14 protein-coding genes are annotated in these 18,392 nt (G+C 65.1%); 9 read left to right on the top strand and 5 right to left on the bottom strand.

The annotated features are described in order from the left end of the window. The first annotated feature begins 1 nt into the window (after position 1). From ACEN9O_RS06435 to ACEN9O_RS06425, 3 genes are all read left to right on the top strand, one after another. Positions 2-637, top strand: a complete 636-nt coding sequence (locus ACEN9O_RS06435) for a 50S ribosomal protein L25/general stress protein Ctc (protein ID WP_495616795.1) — start codon at positions 2-4, stop codon at positions 635-637. A gap of 189 nt (positions 638-826) precedes the next feature. Further along, positions 827-1,408, top strand: a complete 582-nt coding sequence (pth, locus tag ACEN9O_RS06430) for an aminoacyl-tRNA hydrolase (RefSeq protein ID WP_495616794.1) — start codon at positions 827-829, stop codon at positions 1,406-1,408. Positions 1,409-1,458: 50 nt separating this feature from the next. Then, positions 1,459-2,769, top strand: a complete 1,311-nt coding sequence (locus tag ACEN9O_RS06425) for an amidohydrolase (RefSeq protein ID WP_495616793.1) — start codon at positions 1,459-1,461, stop codon at positions 2,767-2,769. Here the strand turns inward: ACEN9O_RS06425 and ACEN9O_RS06420 are convergent. The 3 genes from ACEN9O_RS06420 to ACEN9O_RS06410 form a co-directional block, all read right to left on the bottom strand. Beyond that, positions 2,732-4,132 (bottom strand): DUF3999 family protein, encoded by a 1,401-nt coding sequence (locus ACEN9O_RS06420; RefSeq protein WP_495616792.1) that lies wholly within the window; start codon positions 4,130-4,132, stop codon positions 2,732-2,734. The genes ACEN9O_RS06425 and ACEN9O_RS06420 overlap by 38 nt on opposite strands. Continuing rightward, on the bottom strand, positions 4,129-7,431 hold the full coding sequence (locus ACEN9O_RS06415) for a DUF2339 domain-containing protein (protein ID WP_495616791.1): 3,303 nt from the start codon (positions 7,429-7,431) through the stop codon (positions 4,129-4,131). The genes ACEN9O_RS06420 and ACEN9O_RS06415 overlap by 4 nt, the downstream gene beginning before the upstream one ends. 159 nt (positions 7,432-7,590) lie before the next feature. Continuing rightward, positions 7,591-9,414 (bottom strand): DUF885 domain-containing protein, encoded by a 1,824-nt coding sequence (locus tag ACEN9O_RS06410; protein WP_495616790.1) that lies wholly within the window; start codon positions 9,412-9,414, stop codon positions 7,591-7,593. A 188-nt stretch (positions 9,415-9,602) separates the two neighbouring features. On the opposite strand from ACEN9O_RS06410, the gene ACEN9O_RS06405 reads away from it, so the two are divergent. Then, complete coding sequence (locus ACEN9O_RS06405; protein ID WP_495618432.1) at positions 9,603-10,874, top strand: MFS transporter; 1,272 nt, start codon at positions 9,603-9,605, stop codon at positions 10,872-10,874. Between the two features lies 1 nt (position 10,875). Here the strand turns inward: ACEN9O_RS06405 and ACEN9O_RS06400 are convergent, their stop codons facing one another. Together ACEN9O_RS06400 and ACEN9O_RS06395 are read right to left on the bottom strand one after the other, a co-directional pair. Beyond that, positions 10,876-12,000 carry an acyltransferase family protein gene (locus ACEN9O_RS06400; protein WP_495616789.1) on the bottom strand — a complete coding sequence of 375 codons (1,125 nt, stop codon included), beginning with the start codon at positions 11,998-12,000 and terminating at the stop codon, positions 10,876-10,878. Then, positions 12,000-13,037 (bottom strand): hypothetical protein, encoded by a 1,038-nt coding sequence (locus ACEN9O_RS06395; RefSeq protein ID WP_495616788.1) that lies wholly within the window; start codon positions 13,035-13,037, stop codon positions 12,000-12,002. Before ACEN9O_RS06395 ends, ACEN9O_RS06400 begins: the two co-directional genes overlap by 1 nt. Before the next feature lie 214 nt (positions 13,038-13,251). On the opposite strand from ACEN9O_RS06395, the gene ychF reads away from it, so the two are divergent. From ychF to ACEN9O_RS06370, 5 genes are all read left to right on the top strand, one after another. Then, entirely contained in the window at positions 13,252-14,343 is a 1,092-nt protein-coding gene (gene ychF / locus ACEN9O_RS06390) for a redox-regulated ATPase YchF (protein ID WP_495616787.1), read from the top strand. Positions 14,344-14,485: 142 nt separating this feature from the next. Beyond that, complete coding sequence (locus tag ACEN9O_RS06385) at positions 14,486-14,995, top strand: YybH family protein (RefSeq protein WP_495616786.1); 510 nt, start codon at positions 14,486-14,488, stop codon at positions 14,993-14,995. A gap of 140 nt (positions 14,996-15,135) precedes the next feature. Beyond that, positions 15,136-15,864, top strand: a complete 729-nt coding sequence (locus ACEN9O_RS06380; RefSeq protein ID WP_495616785.1) for a Crp/Fnr family transcriptional regulator — start codon at positions 15,136-15,138, stop codon at positions 15,862-15,864. Continuing rightward, complete coding sequence (locus ACEN9O_RS06375; RefSeq protein ID WP_495616784.1) at positions 15,861-17,582, top strand: hybrid sensor histidine kinase/response regulator; 1,722 nt, start codon at positions 15,861-15,863, stop codon at positions 17,580-17,582. Before ACEN9O_RS06380 ends, ACEN9O_RS06375 begins: the two co-directional genes overlap by 4 nt. After that, positions 17,579-18,391 carry a response regulator gene (locus ACEN9O_RS06370; RefSeq protein WP_495616783.1) on the top strand — a complete coding sequence of 271 codons (813 nt, stop codon included), beginning with the start codon at positions 17,579-17,581 and terminating at the stop codon, positions 18,389-18,391. The genes ACEN9O_RS06375 and ACEN9O_RS06370 overlap by 4 nt, the downstream gene beginning before the upstream one ends. The last annotated feature ends 1 nt before the right edge of the window (position 18,392 follow it).

The following is an 18,392-nucleotide window of genomic DNA, read 5'->3' as shown; positions in this document are numbered from 1 at the left end:
CATGAAAGTTGTTGCATTCAAACGCGAATTGCAAGGTTCCGGAGCGAGCCGCCGCCTGCGCAATTCGGGCCAAACCCCAGGCATCATCTACGGCGGTACCGAAGCGCCAGTGACCATCTCGCTGGACCACAACGCGCTGTACCACGCGCTGAAAAAAGAAGCCTTCCACTCGTCGATCCTGGATCTGGAAATCGACGGCAAGACCCAGCAAGTGCTGCTGCGCGACTTCCAAGTCCACGCATACAAGCAACTGGTTCTGCACGCTGACTTCCAGCGCGTTGATGCTACGAAAAAAGTGCACATGAAAGTGGCTCTGCACTTCGCTAACGCTGACGTGTCCCCAGCAGTCAAACTGCACGGCGCCACCATCAGCCACGTTGCCAACGAAATCGAAGTTTCGTGCCTGCCAAAAGACCTGCCAGAGTTCATCACCGTTGACCTGTCGAACATCGACGTCGGCCACTCGCTGCACATCGCTGACCTGGTTCTGCCAGCTGGCGTGACCGCAGTGACCCACGGCTCGAACCTGACCATCGCTACCGCTTCGGTACCAGCTGGTCACGTTGCTGCTGAAGCCGCTGCTACCGCTGAAGCCCCAGCTGCCGATGCCAAGCCAGCCGCCAAGGCCAAGAAGTAATCACTGACGCCGCCTTCGGGCGGTTGAAGGGAAAGCCCGCCGGCCTGCGCCAGGCGGGTTTTTTTTATGCTTGAGCGTTGACCCCGCGACCCGGATGCCGGGGTCGGACCCCAGGCGGGGTCCGACCCCTTCGGGCCGCCTTGCGGGTTTTGTTTGCGCGATAATCACGTTTATTTGACTGAACACCTCATGTCCATACGTCTCATCGTCGGCCTCGGCAATCCCGGCCCCGAATACGAACAAACCCGTCACAACGCCGGTTTCTGGCTGGTGGACAATCTCGCCAATGACATCGGTGCGCGCCTGCAGCGCGAGACCAAGTACAACGCGCTGATGGCCAAGGGCTCGGTGGCCGGCCAGGAAGTCTATCTGCTGGAACCGCAGACGTATATGAACCGCTCCGGCCAGTCGGTGGGCGGGCTGTGCCGCTTCTTCAAGATCCAGCCGGACGAAGTGCTGGTCGTGCACGACGAGCTGGACCTGATGCCGGGCGCCGCGCGCCTGAAGAAGGGCGGCTCCTCGGGCGGCCACAACGGCCTGAAGGACATCACCGCCGCGCTCGGCACGCAGGATTACTGGCGGCTGCGCCTGGGCATCGGCCACCCGCGCACGCTCAGCTTGCAGCAGCAGGTGGCGGACTTCGTGCTGCACCGTCCGCGCCGCGAAGACCAGGAGCTGATCGAGCAAGCCATCGACAAATCGCTGCTGGTGATGCCGCTCATCGTCGAAGGCAAGTTCGACGCGGCCACGATGAAGTTGCATACAGCCTGATCCGCCGGTGGTATGCTGGTCCGGTTATCCCCAGACCAAGGAAACCACCGATGAAGCTGCTCCCGCTTGCCGCATTATTGATCGTCCAGGCCGCCCAAGGCCAGATCCGGGACGCCTCCGCCGTCTCCAGCCAGATCAACGGCATGTATCCCAAGCTCGACGCGATCTACAAGGATCTGCACGCGCATCCCGAAATCGCCTTCCAGGAAGAACGCACGGCCGCCAAGCTGGCCGCCGAGATGCGCGCGATCGGCTTCGAGGTGACGGAGAAGGTCGGCAAGACCGGCGTGGTGGCCATCTACAAGAACGGCGCCGGTCCGACGGTGCTGGTGCGTACCGAGCTGGACGGCCTGCCGATGGAGGAGAAATCCGGCTACGCCTATTCCAGCAAGGCCCACGCGCTGTTGGACGGCAAGGACACCATGGTGGCCCACAGCTGCGGCCACGACGTCCACATGACCGCCTGGCTGGGTGCGGCGCGCGCGCTGGTGGCGCTCAAGTCGCAGTGGAAGGGCACGCTGATGTTCATCGGCCAGCCGGCCGAGGAAACCGTCAGCGGCGCCAAGGCCATGCTGGACGACGGCCTGTTCAAGCGCTTCCCGAAACCTGACTACGCCTTCGCGCTCCACTCCTGGCCGCTGGCCTACGGCACTATCGGCTACAACAGCGGTCCGGTGTCGTCGAACTCCGACGCCATCGAGATCACCTTCAAGGGCCGCGGCGGCCACGGCTCGGCGCCGGACAAGGCGCTCGACCCGATCGCCATCGCCGCCCGCTTCGTGGTCGATGTGCAGACCGTGATCAGCCGCGAAAAAGATCCCAAGGAATTCGGCGTCGTCACCATCGGCGCGATCAACGGCGGCACGGTCGGCAACATCATCCCCGACACGGTGCGCGTGCGCGGCACGATACGTTCCTACAGCCCGGAAGTGCGGGCGAAACTGCTGGCCGGCGTGCGCCGCGTCGCCAACGCCTCGGCCGCGATGGCCGACGCACCGGCGCCCGACGTCGACCTGATCGCCGGTGGCGCCGCCATCGACAACAGCGACGCGCTGGTCAAGCGCACCGAAGGTGTGTTGAAGAAAGCCTTCGGCGACGCCAACGTCTCGCGCATGCCGGCGATGACGGCCAGCGAAGACTTCTCGGCCTACGTCAACGAAGGCGTGCCGGGCATGTTCTTCTTCACCGGCGTCTACGATCCCAAGGTGGTGGCCGAAGCGGCCAGGCCGGGCGGCAAGCCGGTGGCCTTCAACCACTCGCCGTATTACGCGCCGGTGCCGGAGCCGTCGATCAAGACCGCTGCCGAGGCGATGACCCTGGCCGTCATGAACGTGATGGGCGCAGCAAGCGCCAAACCATAAACGCCAGCACGGCCACGCCCAGCAGCAACACGCTCCACAGTACCACCAGGCGCTGTTGGGCGGCGTTGGCCGCTGTCAGCGCCGCGCTGGCGTCCTGTGCGCCGCTGCCTTGCTGCTGCACCGCCGGACCTGCGCTGACGGTTTCCAGTTTCTGTAATTCCGCATCGGAGAAGCCGGGGGCGACCTGGTTCAACTCGCGCACCACCGGCGTGGCGTGCTCGCGGCCGACCGCCAGCGTGTAGGGCGCGTTGCCGCTGGCGAGGAAGATCAGCGTGGCCGGCTGCCAGCTCAATCTCAAAGCGGGCCTTGCCGTTGTTGGCGCCGTGGTCCGCAGCACCCATTGCGTCGCGTGCACCGGCGGCACCTCGATGTCGCCGGAACTGCGCACCTGCCCGTCTTGCGCGATGCGATAGAAGGTCGCGCTGATCAGGGGATCGAAACGCCAGGCCGGACCTGCTGCCGCCTGCCGTGCAGGCAGTTCGCGATAGCTGCCCAGCGTGCCGGACAGCACGATGTTCGGCTCGCTGAATTGCAGCCCGGCCTTGCCCGGCGCGACGGCGGGCGGCACGGCGTAGACCAGGTCTTGCGCCTGCCTGCCAGCCGCCGCTGGCAGTACCAGTTGCTCGACGGGCTGCGCGACATCCGCCTGTACCACCTGCTCGGCCGTGATGGCGGCAAACTGGATGGGCGTGCCACTGCGCCAGTTCAGCCGGGCATAGCGGAAGCTGTGCGCGTCGAACTCCAGCCGGTCGTTGGACAACGTCTGCGCCTCCTGGTTGACCAGCCAGCTCAGCTCGGCGGCGCCGACGGTATCCCAGTGCTTCATGTCGCTGCTGGTCTCCAGCCAGACTTGCGCGCTGTACTCGCGCTGGCCGGACGGCAGCGTGAAGCGCAGCGCGCTGACCGGCGTGGCGGCCGCGTCCTTGCCGAGGTCGAGCACCAGCCCCGCCAGGTGCGATGGCTGCGCTGCCTTGTCGCGCGCATCGTTCGGACGGACCTTGACGGACAGCAGGCGTCCGTCGGCGGCCGTGCTGACATCCAGATCCAGCTGCCCGGCCGACGCGGCCGTGCTCATCAGCGGGAAGATGGCAGCCGGCAGGTCGCGCCGGCTGGTGCGCGTCGCCGGCGCCGGCGTGCGCAGCGCGAACGGCTGCAGAGCGCCGCTGGCGTCGAACACCCGCAGGTCGTCCAGCAGCGGCGAACGCGCGTGCAGGTAGGCATCCTTGGGCAGCCGCAGTTGCAGCACGCCTTGTCTGGCGCCGGCGGTCAGCGGCATCAGGTGGGTGTAGTCCTGCGGCGCATCGCTGGCCGCCGCCGATGCGATGGCCGATGCGGCCGCCGCCGCGATCAATAGCGTTTTCATTTATTTTCCGTTTCCGAAGGGTAGGGCGCCAGATAACCGATGCCGACCATGAGCGCGCCCACGCCGACAAAGGAAACGATGCGCTCGATGCCGCCCACGTTGGACAAGTCGACCAGGAACAGCTTGGCGACCACCATGGCCAGCAGCACCGCGCCGCCTATCCATACGGCCCGCAGCGCGCGTTTGGCGGCGTAGCGCATCATCAGCAGCGCCGTGACGCTCCACACCAGCGACAGCATCGCCTGCACGAACTGCGAGGCGAACATGGCGTCGAATTCGTACGGCACTTTCATGTAGTTCGAGACGGTGCGCAGCAGCGCCAGGTTGAGCCAGCCATAGCCAGCCAGCGCAGCCAGCAGCGGCAGCGGCGCCACCCAGTTCGGCGGCCAGGAGGCTAGCAGCTGGTGGCGCAGCGTGTCGCCGTCGATGTCACGCAGCAGACGGTAGCAGCCGTAGGCCATCAGCATGGCGAAGCAGGTCGTCAGGTCCAGCGGGTTTAGTAACGGCACATAGGGCAGTGGCGCCATGGCGCCGTCCTGCGTCAGGTTCCAGACGGCGACCAGCAACAGCGCCCAGCCGCAGGCCAGCGGTATCAGGCGCCGCCGGTACCACGCGGCCAGCGGCGCGACCGGCCAGCCGCCGGCGCGGCTGCGCTGCATCAGCCAGCCGATCGCGGCCATCATCAGCCAGGCGGGAATGAAGCGCGCCCAGCTGGCGCTGGTCTGCCAGCCGGCGTCGGCCAACAGCTGTGCCTCGGCGCTGTCGGCGCCGTGCAGCCAGCGCGTGATCCAGATCGCCGCCACCGGCCAGATCATCAACCACAAGCCGCCGCTGCGCACGCTGTGCAGCAGTTGCAGCGGCAGCTTGCGCAGCGTCCAGCCGCTGGCCGGCCAGGCGCGCAACAGCCATTCGCCCGTCAGCCACAGCGCGGCGTAGGCCAGCCATGCGGACGCGACGGGCAGACGGTTGTCGATATACAGGACGCCCAGCATGTTCGCGCTGGCAACCGCCAGTGCGACCCAGGCCGGCGCCGCCAGCGCGCGCAGGGCGCGCCATTGCAGGCGGCGCGCCAGCAGGACGATGGCCACGGTGCTGACGGCGATCAGCATGCCGTAGATGCTGGGGCCGAGGATGTCGTCGCTGGTCCAGGCGCCGGTCGTCAGGATCTGGTAGCGGATCGACAGCCAGCCCGCCAGGTCGGGCAGGATCAGGGCCAGCCACCACAGGCCGGCCCACAGCATCGCCAGGCGCGACAGGCCGTAGCTGTTGGTGCCGGCTTCCTGTCCGTCGTGCCGCATCAGCGCCCAGCTGCTGAACAGGGCGCCGGCGCAGATCATGGCCGCGCCCAGTATCGGCCGGTCGAACAGGTCCGGTGTGGCGGAGATCCAGTTCCATTGCGTCAGCGCCAGGACGGCCAGCATCACGCCAGCGATGGCTTGTGCGATCAAGGCCAGTCCGCTGGCCAGCGGCCACGCCATCTTGCGGGCGATGAAGTACAGCGTCACCGCCGCCACCAGCGCGCTGACGACCAGCAGGTTGGCCTGGCTGGCGCCGTCGGTGCGCAGGAAGATTTCGGTCCAGGCGCCGGCAATCAGCCAGACCGATGCGAACGCGAGGAACAGCGCCGCCAGTGCGGCAAACAATTTCGTGCCGCTGTCTTGCTGGGCGCGGAAGCGCGTCGCCATCAGGAAGGCGGTGATGGACAGCAGGAGGAAGCCCAGCCACAGGTTGGATTCCATCGCGCGCACCGCCGACAGCCCGCTGACCGTGCCGAAGAACGACAGCCACGCGCCGGCCTGCACCAGCAGGCCGAACATCCACGCCAGCGTTTGCTTCTGGCGCAGCCCGATCCAGACGATGCCCGCGCCTTCCAGCGCCCACGCGGCGGAAGTCCAGCGGCCGTCAAGCGCGAACGGTATCGCCAGCGTGCCGAACACGATGCCCAGCGCGAGGAAGGCGTCGGCCAGCAGCGCCACCTTGTCGCGCCGGCGCAGCAGGGTCGCCAGGCCGATGTAGAACAGCCCCAGCGCCAGCGCCGAGTAGGCCACGCCGAACGGAAAGCCGCGCACCAGGCTGAACTGCAGGCCGAAGCCCAGCATCGGCGTACCGAACACCAGCGTGCCGTCGACATAGTTCTGCAGCTTGACCGATTGCCGGCGCGCATACGCCAGTGGGATCGAAACGTAGAAGGCAAAGAACAGCAGCAGGAAGCATTGCACCGACAGATAGTTTTCCGGCGTGTAGCGCAGCACGCCCCAGGCGGTGCCGATGGCGAAGGTAAACGCGAAGCCCAGCAGGTTCAGCGGACGCCACGAGCGCAGCATGGCCAGCGCGAATACGCCGGCGTTGAGCAGCGCGTAGTACGAGAACAGGCCGATGTGGCTGCCGCCGCCGGTGGACGCCAGGATGGGCGCGGCAAAGCCGCCGACGATGCCGAAGATGGCCAGCCACATGGCGTCCTGCAGCACCGCCAGCAGGCAGGTGAAGACGGTCAGCACGAACAGCAGCGCGAAGGCCAGTGAGCCGGGGATCAGCTGATACAGGCGGAACGCGCCGAAGGTCACCAGCATCAGCACGGCCAGCGCCGCGCCCTGCACGGGCAGGCTGATGGCGGGGCGGCTGAGGCGTATGCGCCAGGCCCAGGCCAGCAGCGCGATGTCGGCCAGCACGATGCCGGCCAGGCGGAACTCGATCGGCACCGTCACGCGGGCGGCCGTGTACTTGAGCAGGAAGCTGACGCCGATGAACAGGATCAGCAGGCCGAGCTTGGCGACCAGGTTGCCGCCGAATAGCCAGGCTTTGGCGGCCACCAGCCATCGCGGTGGCGTGGGCTCAGCTCGTTGCGCTGGCGGTGTTGGTCCGGGCCGCGGCACGGGCTGCGCTGGTTGCGGCGCGGGGGCGGCGGGAATATGGCCGGGTGCTGCGGCGACGGGCGCCTGTACTGGCGCCGGCGCGGCCGCTTGTGCGGGAGGCTGCGCGGCCGTCGCTGCTGCCGACGGTGCCGCTGCCGGCGCAACCACCGGCGCGGGCTGCGCGGGACGCGGCACAAGGATTGTGGTCGGTGCCGGCCCGTAGGTTGGCGGCGGAGCCGGCGCGCGTGCGGGCTGTGCCGCTTGCGGCGGTGTCTGCGGTGATGGTTGCGTCGTTGCGGCGCGCTGCATCGCCGTTTGCGTCGCGCGCAGCGCGTCCACTTCCCGCTGCAATTCCGCGGCGATCTTGCGCGCCTGCTTCGCCTCCGTGCGCGCGCGCCAGGCGACGCTCAGCGTGAAGACGCCGAAGATAAACAAAAGGAATTCCATGGGATGCTCGCTGATGGCAATGTCGCAAAATAGCACATTTGCAACATTGCCTCAATCAGAACCCTCAAGTGGGGGTCAAGTCTGACATTCGGACACGGCCTCTTCCGTAACGGCCGTTACGGAAGAGGCCGTGTCCGAATGTCAGACTTGACCCCAATTTTATTTGGCGGCAATCCAGTGGTCGACGCGGGCTTCGAGGATGGGCAGCGGCAGCGTGCCGTCGCCGATCACGACTTCGTGGAATTTCTGGTAGCTGAACTTGTCGCCCAGCGCCTGCTGCGCGCGCGCCCGCAGTTCCAGAATCTTCAGCGAGCCGATCTTGTAGCTCAGCGCCTGCGCCGGCCAGACCATGTAGCGCTCGATCTGGTTCTTGGCGCGCGCTTCGCTCCAGCCCAGCGTGTCGGCCAGGTAGGCGATGGCCTGCTCGCGGCTCCAGCCCTTGGCGTGGATGCCGGTGTCGACCACCAGCCGCGCGGCGCGCAGCATTTCCGCGTTCAGGTGGCCGTAGTAGGCCACCGGATCTTCGTACAGACCCATCTCGCGCCCCAGCGTTTCCGAGTACAGCGCCCAGCCTTCGGTGTAGGCCGCGCTGTTCGGATTCTCGGTGCTGAATTTGCGGAAGTCCGGCAAGTCCAGTTCCTTCAGCAGGGCCGCGTGCAGGTGATGGCCGGGCACGCCTTCGTGCAGGAACAGGCTGACCATGTCGACCCGGCTGTATTTCTTCGGATCGTTGACCACTGGCCAGAACACGCCCGGGTGCGAACCGTCGGCCGCCGGTGGCGTGTAGTGGTCGGACGCGGTGGCGCGCGTCAGCTCCGGTTCCAGGTGCAGCTCCAGCTTGGCCTTTGGGATCAGGCTGAAGTAGGTCGGCAGCTTGGCTTGCACGGTCGCGTAGATCTCGCGGTAGGCGTCTAGCACCTGTTCGTCGGTGGTGAAGATCTTGAATTTTTCCTGCGCGCTCACCCATTGCGGCAATTGTTTTTCCGGACCGTCGTAGCCCAGCTTGGGGCCCAGCGCGGCCAGCTGCTGCTGGATGCGTGCCACTTCCTTCAGGCCCAGCGCGTGCACCGAATCCGGTGTCAGCGGCAGGTTGGTGCTGTCCTTGATGCGCGCCGCGTACCAGGCGGCGCCGTTCGGCAGCGCGCTCCAGCCGCTGCTGGCGCGGCTGGCCGGCAGGTATTCATTTTCCAGGAAGCTGACCAGGCGGTTCAGCGCCGGCGCGATCTTGCTGTCCACCGTGTGCAGGTAGGCGGCCGTCAGTTTGCGCTGGTCGGCGTCGGAGAAGCCGGCCGGGAAGCGCGTCACCGGCGAGTAGTAGATGCTGGTCTCCGGCGTCGCGCTGCGCAGGTTCTGGAACTGCGGCAGCATCGCCACCGTGATTGCCTTCGGCTGCACGATGCCGTTGCGTATGCCCAGCTTCATGTTGGCGATGGCCTGGTCTATCCATGCCGGCAGCTGGTTCAGGCGGCTCAGGTAGGCCTGGTATTGCTTGACCGTGCCCAGCGGCTGCGAGCCGTTGCCGTCGGCGTAGTTGGCCAGCGTGCTGGGCACGTTGTCGAACTGGTTCAGCGGCAGCAGGTGTTCCGGGAAGGACTCCAGCTGCATGGCGTTGTTGAGTTCGTAGGACAGCAGGTCATAGGTCAGCTGGTCCTGCAGGCCGAGCTGGTCGCGGCGCACTGCCATCAGCTGCTTCTGCATCTGGCGGTACAGCGTGAACTGCTGCGCGCGCACCTTGGGCGAGATGCTCAGGCCGAGCTGGTCGTCGTAGCGGCCGTCGCCGTTGGCGGTGGCGAACAGCAGCGGATCGAACTTGCAGCGCGCCGTGTGGAAGGCCGCCGCCAGTTTCGCCAGCTGCTTCTGGGGCTGCCCGGCCTGCTGCGTCTGCGCCGGTTTGACGGCCGCCATGGCGGGCGGCGCTCCCATCATCAAGGCGGCAATCAGGGCGGAGGTGGTCAGCGCGGCAAGCGGGCGGGCAGATGGCATAGGTGTCCTCGAGGTGGAGATGGATTTTCGACCAGCAGTCTAGCATTTGTCGATCCGGTTTACTCGTCGCCGGAAAAATTGCGTATTCTATGGTTGCCGCGAACCGGCAGTCCATAAAAATGCAAACAATAGCGAGAACAACCATGCAGATAAAAGATAACGCAGCAGCCATCGCCACTAGCCCCGGCATGGACCCAGGCGTCACACCCGCGCGCCCGCTTACCCGCCAGGATTACAAGACCCTGTCGCTGGCCGCCTTGGGCGGCGCCCTGGAGTTCTACGATTTCGTTATTTTTGTTTTCTTCACCGGCGTGATCGGCAAGCTGTTCTTCCCGCCTTCAATGCCGGGATGGTTGAGCATGCTGCAAACCTTCGGCATCTTCGCCGCCGGTTATGTGGTGCGTCCTTTGGGCGGCATCATCATGGCCCACTTCGGCGATCTGCTGGGCCGGAAAAGAATGTTCACCATGTCCATCCTGCTGATGGCGGTGCCGACGTTGCTGATGGGCGCGCTGCCCACCTACGCCAGCATCGGCCTAGCCGCGCCCCTGCTGCTGTTGCTGCTGCGCGTGCTGCAAGGCGCGGCGGTGGGCGGCGAGGTGCCGGGCGCGTGGGTGTTTGTGTCCGAGCACGTGCCGGCGCGCCATATCGGCTATGCCTGCGGCACGCTGACGGCCGGCCTGACCTTCGGCATTCTGTTGGGCTCGGTGGTCGCCACCGGCATCAACACCGCCTTCACGCCGGACCAGGTGGCCGATGGTGCGTGGCGCCTGCCGTTCCTGCTGGGCGGCATCTTCGGCCTGGGGGCGATGTACCTGCGCCGCTGGCTGCATGAGACGCCGGTGTTCGCCGAGCTTCAGCAGCGCAAGGCGCTGGCTGCGGAAATGCCGCTCAAGACCGTGCTGCGCAACCATCGCGGCGCGGTGGCGGTGTCGATGCTGCTGACGTGGATGCTGTCGGCCGGCATCGTGGTGGTGATCCTGATGACGCCGACGCTGCTGCAAAAAATCTATGGCTTCGATCCGCACACTTCGCTGGTGGCCAATACCCTGGCCACGTTTTGCCTGGCGGTAGGCTGCGTGGTGGCGGGCGTGCTGGCCGACCGCGTCGGTTCGCGCGCCACCCTGGTCGGCGGCGCCTTGCTGCTGGCGATCAGCACGTATGTGTTCTACACCACGCTGCACGCGCGGCCCGATCTGCTGCTGCCCTTGTATGCGCTGGTGGGCTTCAGCGTCGGCGTGGTGGGCGCCGTGCCTCGCGTGCTGGTCAAGGCGTTCCCGGCGCAGGTGCGGTTCTCCGGCCTGTCGTTCTCGTATAACCTGGCGTACGCCATTTTCGGCGGCCTGACGCCGGTCGTGGTCGCGCTGCTGTTGAAGAACAATCCGCTGGCGCCGGCTTACTACGTCATCGCCGTGAGCGTGCTCGGCATGGTTACCGCGCTGTTCGTGAAAGAGCGTTGAGTCAGGTGGCGACGAAGCGGTCGCGCAGCAGCAGGAACGGTTTTTCCAGCGCGACGTGCAGCAGCCACGCGGCAGCCCAGGACATGGCGCCGTAGACCACCAGGAACAGCAGGCTGCCCGCCTGCTGCATACCGTCAGGCAGGGCCTGGCACAGTTTTGTGGCAGGCCCGATCAACGGGTAGTGCACCAGGTACAGCGCATACGACAACTTGGCGATGTAGCGCAGCGGACGCGCGGAGCCGAAGGACGGCTGCCAGCAATTGACAGCCAGGCCGCAACGCACCAGCAGCGCAAACAGGATTGAAGACAGCGCGATGATGCCGCAAACCGTTGGCCAACTTCCTTGGGCCAGCCAGTCCCGGTAGGTGAGCACTGCCAGCGGCAGCATCGCCAGCGCCAGGAACAGCGTACGCGGCGCGCGCCACGTGCTGGACGCGCCATGCTGGACGGCGACCAGCACGCCGGCCAGTATGCCCAGCACGGCATGATGAAACGGCGCGCGCATCGCCCAGAAGAAGGCCGGGTAGTCGCCCGGCGCGATGCCCAGCGCGCTGGCCTGCATGGACCAGCACAGCCCTGCCATGACCGCCGCCAGCACGATGCAGGCGGACCATGCGCCCATCCGCGTCAGCAGGAACAGCAGCAATGGCGCGCTCAGGTAAAACTTTTCCTCCACCGCCAGCGACCACAGCGTGACCATGACGTCCGAACCCAGGTAATCCTGCATGAACAGCAGGTGCGTGGCGAAGGACAGGCTGGAGAATGCCGCGCCCTGCGTCCACGGTGCCGCCAGCCAGCACAGCAGGATCACGCCCCAGTACAGCGGCAGCGTGCGGAAGGCGCGGCGGCGGTAGAAGTCCATCACCGCCGCCCGCGTGAACGGCGCGGCGTTCGGCCCGGTGAAGTGGCTGCCGATGAGGAAACCGCTCAGCACAAAGAACAGGTCGACGCCGATCCAGCCATTGGCCGACAGCACCGCCAGCGGACCGCCGGGCACGACGCCGAACGTGGTCTGCGACGCCACCGCCCAATGCCGCGCCAGCACCAGCAGGATCGCCATGGCGCGCAGCGCATCGAGGACGGGGTAGCGCCCCGGCTTGCCGGCCAGCCCGCTGCGCGCCATCATCAGACGATCTTCAGCGCGCTCTGGACCTCGCGCTTGCGCAGCTTCCAGATGATCGAATCAACGATGTAGTGATGGAAATTGATGCCCTGGTAAGCGATCACGACCAGCGGCACCAGCGTGTAGTTGGCGAAGTAGGCGTTGGACATATCGATGGAGCGGTACACCACGCCGGTCAGCGCCAGGCAGGCCATCAGGTACAGCGGCCAGCGGCCCTCCTGGCTGAGCCAGGACAGCGCCCGCTGCTCAGGATTGACGCCGCCCTTGAACTGGTTGGAGTTGAACAGCCACACAAAGGCGATGTACTGCGCGTTGTGCCACACGTTGATGACCAGCCAGCCGGTGGTGATGTCGTGGATCGCGACATAGGACACCACATAGATCAGGTAGTGCGAGCACAGGTAGGCGAAGTGCAGCCGGCCCAGCGTGCCGGCGCGCAGCGCACGCACCTGCGCCGCCAGCCACCACGCCAGGCAGGCGCCGGCCGCCGTCAGCGCGGCCAGGGCCAGCGAAGGCGGCACCGGCAGCTTCCACACTTCCATGGACAGGAAGGTCGAGTCCGGGCGCGCGCTCATCATCATGAAGGCGGCGGCCGGCACCAGGTAAAAGGTGAGGCGGTTGAACACCGGATTGCCGGCCTGGACGCTGCGCGTCTTCATGCCATAGGCCTTGTTGATGCCTTCGCTTTGCCGCGTGTAGTGATACCACTGCCAGTGCATGTACAGCGTGGCGACCGCCGCCAGGCCGCCCCAGGCGATCAGCAGGTAGACGCCGGCGAACACCGCCACCGGCAGGGGCAGCAGCAGCGCCCAGTGCTGGCGGGCCGACTTCAGGTCGAACAGCAGGCGGGTGTAGGTGGAAATGACATGGTGATAACCCAGCAAGGCCAGGTCCAGCGAAATAATCAGCACGAAGTATTGGGGGAAGCCGAGCGCCAGCGCGCCCACGGCCAGCGCGAGCAGGGGAATGCCCAGCACGAACAGGCGGTCGAATCGTCTGCTGCGCATATAGATCGGGGCAGTCTCGGCAAAAGCGGGCATGGCGTGGACTCCGGCGGGTGGCACAGTTTGTATGATAGTGCTTCGCAGCAATAAGTCCACTAATCCTTTGCACAGTGTTTTTTGGAAGAGTCGGTGCGAGGGAGGTACAATTGACCCTTGAACGCTTTAAAAAGCACGAATATCCAGAAAACGCCCCTTGCTGGCCGTTTTTCACCAGCCGCTTGCCGGCGAAATTGATAATTAAAGGTTTTTCATGAGTCTCCAATGCGGCATCGTCGGCCTGCCTAACGTCGGCAAGTCCACCCTCTTCAACGCCCTGACCAAGGCCGGCATCCCGGCCGAGAACTATCCGTTCTGCACCATCGAGCCCAACGTCGGCGTGGTTGAAGTGCCGGATCCGCGGATGGCTGGCCTGGCCGAGATCGTCAAGCCGGAACGCATGGTCAACGCCATCGTCGAGTTCGTCGACATCGCCGGCCTGGTGGCGGGCGCGTCGCAGGGCGAAGGCCTGGGCAACCAGTTCCTGTCGCACATCCGCGAAACCGACGCCATCGTCAACGTGGTGCGCTGCTTCGAAGATGACAACGTGATCCACGTGGCCGGCAAGGTCAGCCCGCTGGACGATATCGAAGTGATCCAGACCGAGCTGGCGCTGGCCGACCTGGGCACCGTGGAAAAAGCCATCCACCGCGAAAACAAGAAAGCCCGTTCCGGCGACAAGGACGCCGCCAAGCTGCTCGCCATCATGGAGCGCATCGTGCCGCACCTGAACGAAGCCAAGCCGGTGCGCGCGATGGGCCTGGACGCCGACGAGATGGCGCTGATCAAGCCGCTGTGCCTGATCACCGCCAAGCCGGCCATGTACGTGGCCAACGTCTCCGACACCGGCTTCAAGGACAACCCGCTGCTGGACCAGCTGGCCGCCTACGCCGCCACCCAGAACGCGCCCATCGTCGCCATCTGCGCCTCGATCGAAGCGGAAATCGCCGACCTGGACGACGCCGACAAGAGCGCCTTCCTGGCCGACATGGGCATGGAAGAGCCGGGCCTGGACCGTCTGATCCGCGCCGCCTACAAGCTGCTGGGCCTGCAAACCTACTTCACCGCCGGTGTGAAGGAAGTGCGCGCCTGGACCATCCACGTGGGCGACACCGCGCCGCAAGCGGCCGGCGTGATCCACACCGACTTCGAGCGCGGCTTCATCCGCGCGCAAACCATCGCGTATGACGACTTCATCCAGTACAAGGGTGAGAGCGGCGCCAAGGAAGCGGGCAAGATGCGCGCCGAGGGCAAGGAATATGTGGTCAAGGATGGCGATGTGTTGAACTTCCTGTTCAACGTCTAACCCCCCCTCTGCTTTGAAGAAGCCCTGTATTTACAGGGCTTCTTTGTTTTTGGCGTGGCTTATTTAATCGTCCTTGACTAACGCGGGATCATGGCTAGACTATCAACGTGACATAATTTACAACGATGGTCGGGGAGCTTTGATGCGATTTCCACTTCAGCTTGCGTTACTCGTGCCCCTGATGGCGATGAGCCTGTCGTCCGTTCAAGCGGCCCCTTCAGAAGACGAGCTGGCGATCCAGCAAGTCGAAAATCGCTGGCAGGACGCCTGGAACCGCCACGACATGGCGGCGCTTTCCAGCCTCTTCACCGACGATGCTGATTTTGTTCAGGTCAATGGCCGCAGATGGATAGGACCGGCTGAGATCAAGAAAAACCATGCGCTGGTCCATGAAATGATGTTCAAGGACAGCGTGTGGAGCAATCTGAAATCGGATATACGCTTTCTCAAGCCGGACGTGGCCATTGTCCATCAAATGTGGGCGCTGCGCGGTGACAAGAACCCCGATGGCACGCCGCGCACGCCTCGCGAGGGTTTGTTTACCCAGGTCTTCGTCAAGCGCGACGGTCGTTGGCTGATCACCGCCGCCCACAATACGAATATCGCTGTTGTCCCCGGAAGTCCGGTCGCCGGCTCCGCGCCGCCAAAATAAAAACACCGCGGCATTGCTGATTGCGGTCCGGTGATCTTTAACACCGGGCGCTTGCGTTGATGTGTGTTACTCTGTCTGACGGTCATCGTTTGCCGTCCCCGCCCCCCGCCTAGTTGACGACTGGAACAAGGAATGTTTCCATGCGTCTCAACAACCCCAACCAGAACCATCTGCTGGCCGCCCTGCTAGACGCCGAGTTCGACCGTCTGTCGCCGCACCTGGAACCGATCATGATGCGGCTGGGCGATGTGCTGTATGAATCGGGCGGCAAGCTCGATCACGTGTATTTCCCGACCTCAGCCATCGTGTCGCTGCACTATGTGCTGGAGAACGGCAGTTCGTCCGAGATCGCCGGCGTCGGCAACGAGGGCATCCTCGGCATTTCGCTGTTCATGGGTGGCAACACTACACCCAGCCGCGCCGTGGTCCAGACCGCCGGTCACGGCTACCGCCTCAAATCGCAGGTCCTGCTCGACGAGTTCAACCGAGCCGGCCCTGTCATGCGCCTGCTGCTGCGCTACACCCAGGCGCTGATCACCCAGATGTCGCAGACGGCGATCTGCAACCGTCATCACACGGTGGAGCAGCAGCTGTGCCGCTGGCTGCTGCTGACGCTGGATCGTCTGCCGACCAGCGAGCTGACCATGACCCAGGAACTGATCGCCAGCATGCTGGGCGTGCGGCGCGAAGGGGTGACGGTGGCGGCCGGACGCCTGCAGGCCAGGGGCTTTATCAGCAACCGGCGGGGTCATATTTCGGTCCTGGACCGGATCGGCCTCGAAGGCGACACCTGTGAATGCTATGAAGTCGTCAAGAAAGAATTCGCGCGCCTGATGTCAGACGTACGTCAACGCCAGGAGCTGAAATGAAAACCAATCGACTGTCAGAAGGCCCGCTGCTCAAGGCGGACGCGCTGCAACTGGCGATCCACAACAGCGCCAATTTCTCCAGCATCGCCACCGATGCGCAGGGCGTGATCCAGATCTTCAACGTCGGCGCCGAGCGCATGCTGGGCTATAGCGCGGCGGAGGTGGTCAACCAGATCACGCCGGCCGGCATCTCCGATGCGCAGGAAGTGATCGCCCGCGCCGAGGCGCTCAGCGCGGAACTGGGCACGACCATCCGGCCGGGCTTCGACGCGCTGGTGTTCAAAGCCTCGCGCGGCATCGAGGACATCTACGAGCTGACCTACATCCGCAAGGACGGCAGCCGTTTCCCCGCCATCGTCTCGGTCAGCGCACTGCGCGACGCCGAGGAAAAAATCATCGGCTATCTGCTGATGGGCACCGATAACACGGCTCGCAAGGAAGTGGAGCGCGAGCAGGCCTTGCTGGACAAGCGCCTGCGCGAGCAGCAGTTGGCGCTGCAGGAAACCAACGCGGAACTGGAAGCGGCGCGCGCGGTGGCAGATAAAGCCAACCGCGCCAAGTCGGATTTCCTGTCGGGCATGAGCCACGAGTTGCGCACGCCGCTCAACGCGGTGCTGGGCTTCGCGCAGTTGCTGGCGTCGGACAAACCGCCACCCAGCGCCTCGCAGCAGCGCTCGCTGGACCAGATCCTCAAGGGCGGCTGGTATCTGCTGCAATTGATTAACGAGATCCTCGACCTGGCCATGATCGAATCGGGCAAGGTGACGATGTCGCAGGAGTCGATGGGCCTGTCCGAGGTGTTGCGCGATTGCCAGGCGCTGGTCGGGCCGCAGGCGGAAAAGCGCGGCATCCGCCTGTTCTTCGCCTCGCTGAGCGAACCGTTCTTCGTGCACGCGGATCGCACCCGCGTCAAACAGGTGATGATCAACCTGCTGTCCAACGCCATCAAGTACAACCGCCACGGCGGCAAGATCACTGTCGAATGCTCGGCCGGCAGTACCAGCGAGGACATGGTGCGCATCAGCGTGACCGATACCGGCGCCGGCCTGAGCGGCGACCAGATCGGTCAGCTGTTCCAGCCGTTCAACCGCCTGGGCCAGGAAGACGGCGCGGAAGAGGGCACCGGCATCGGCCTGGTGGTGACAAAACAGCTGACGGAGTTGATGGGCGGCGCCATCGGCGTGCACAGCGAAATCGGCGTCGGCACGACGTTCTGGATCGAGCTGGCCGCCAGCAGCGAGCCGGTGCTCGAGATCGCCGCCTTCGACGCGCCGCTGTCGCGCGCCGCCCGCAGCGGCGTGGCGCTGAAGACCTTGCTGTACATCGAGGACAATCCCGCCAATCTGACGCTGGTGGAGCAGCTGGTGCAGCGTCGCAGCGATCTCAAGCTGCTGACCGCCATCGACGGCCCGACCGGCATGCAGCTGGCGCGGGCCTACCAGCCCGACGTGATTTTGATGGACATCAACCTGCCCGGCGTGAGCGGCTTCGGCTGCCTCAAGATCTTGCAGGACGACACCAACACGGCGCGCATTCCGGTGATGGCGCTGTCGGCCAACGCCATGCCGCGCGATATCGCCAAGGGCTTGGAGGCGGGATTCCTGCGCTACCTGACCAAACCGATCAATGTCGTCGAATTCATGGCGGCCCTGGATTTCGCGCTGGAGTACGCTGCCGAGCGCAGCGGCCAAGGCACTACGCAGGAGAGCGCATCATGACTAACTCATCAGAAATACTCAACGCCGAGATCCTGATCGTCGACGATCAGGAAGCCAACGTCATGCTGCTGCAGCAGATGCTGGCCAACGCCGGCTACACCCGGGTGAGCAGCACGATGGACCCGTTCGCCGTCTGCGGCCTGCACCAGCAACATCATTACGACCTGATCCTGCTGGACCTGCAAATGCCCCACATGGATGGCTTTGCGGTGCTGGAGGCGCTCAAGGAAATCGAGCCGGACGGCTATGTGCCGGTGCTGGTGGTGACGGCGCAGCCGAATCACAAGATGCGCGCGCTGCAGGCCGGCGCCAAGGATTTCGTCAGCAAGCCATTCGAACTGATTGAGGTCGAGACACGCATCCACAACATGCTGGAAGTGCGGCTGCTGCACCGCATGCTGCAGCGCTACAACCAGCAGCTGGAATACACGGTGCTGGAGCGCACCGCGCAATTGCGCGCCAGCGAGGCCCGCTTCCAGCGCTTTGCCGAACTGTCGACCGACTGGTACTGGGAGCAGGATGCCGACGGCCAGCTCACCATCTGGTCCGGCCCGGTGGCCGACATGGTGGGCATCGGCAGCGGCGACGCCGGCGGCTGGGACGTGGCCGAGCACGCGCTGCTGCAATCGAACATCGCCGAGCGCAAGGCCTTCCTGGACTTCGTCTACAGCCGGACGATAGACGGCGCGCGCCAATACCTGCAAGTGAGCGGCGAGCCCATGTTCGACGAGACCGGCCGCTTCATCGGCTATCGCGGCGTCGGCCGCGACGTGACGGCGATGGCCGGCATGTTTGCCAAAACAGAATAAA

Source organism: Duganella sp. Dugasp78 (genome assembly GCF_059491455.1).
Note: the sequence above shows the minus strand (reverse complement) of the source record. Positions and strands in the feature narration are given on the sequence as shown.

Bases quoted from the DNA above. Each gene is read 5' to 3' on its own strand.
- ACEN9O_RS06435 (WP_495616795.1), top strand. From the start codon at position 2: ATGAAAGTTGTTGCATTCAAACGCGAATTGCAAGGTTCCGGAGCGAGC.
- pth (WP_495616794.1), top strand. From the start codon at position 827: ATGTCCATACGTCTCATCGTCGGCCTCGGCAATCCCGGCCCCGAATAC.
- ACEN9O_RS06425 (WP_495616793.1), top strand. From the start codon at position 1,459: ATGAAGCTGCTCCCGCTTGCCGCATTATTGATCGTCCAGGCCGCCCAA.
- ACEN9O_RS06420 (WP_495616792.1), bottom strand. From the start codon at position 4,132: ATGAAAACGCTATTGATCGCGGCGGCGGCCGCATCGGCCATCGCATCG.
- ACEN9O_RS06415 (WP_495616791.1), bottom strand. From the start codon at position 7,431: ATGGAATTCCTTTTGTTTATCTTCGGCGTCTTCACGCTGAGCGTCGCC.
- ACEN9O_RS06410 (WP_495616790.1), bottom strand. From the start codon at position 9,414: ATGCCATCTGCCCGCCCGCTTGCCGCGCTGACCACCTCCGCCCTGATT.
- ACEN9O_RS06405 (WP_495618432.1), top strand. From the start codon at position 9,603: ATGGACCCAGGCGTCACACCCGCGCGCCCGCTTACCCGCCAGGATTAC.
- ACEN9O_RS06400 (WP_495616789.1), bottom strand. From the start codon at position 12,000: ATGATGGCGCGCAGCGGGCTGGCCGGCAAGCCGGGGCGCTACCCCGTC.
- ACEN9O_RS06395 (WP_495616788.1), bottom strand. From the start codon at position 13,037: ATGCCCGCTTTTGCCGAGACTGCCCCGATCTATATGCGCAGCAGACGA.
- ychF (WP_495616787.1), top strand. From the start codon at position 13,252: ATGAGTCTCCAATGCGGCATCGTCGGCCTGCCTAACGTCGGCAAGTCC.
- ACEN9O_RS06385 (WP_495616786.1), top strand. From the start codon at position 14,486: ATGCGATTTCCACTTCAGCTTGCGTTACTCGTGCCCCTGATGGCGATG.
- ACEN9O_RS06380 (WP_495616785.1), top strand. From the start codon at position 15,136: ATGCGTCTCAACAACCCCAACCAGAACCATCTGCTGGCCGCCCTGCTA.
- ACEN9O_RS06375 (WP_495616784.1), top strand. From the start codon at position 15,861: ATGAAAACCAATCGACTGTCAGAAGGCCCGCTGCTCAAGGCGGACGCG.
- ACEN9O_RS06370 (WP_495616783.1), top strand. From the start codon at position 17,579: ATGACTAACTCATCAGAAATACTCAACGCCGAGATCCTGATCGTCGAC.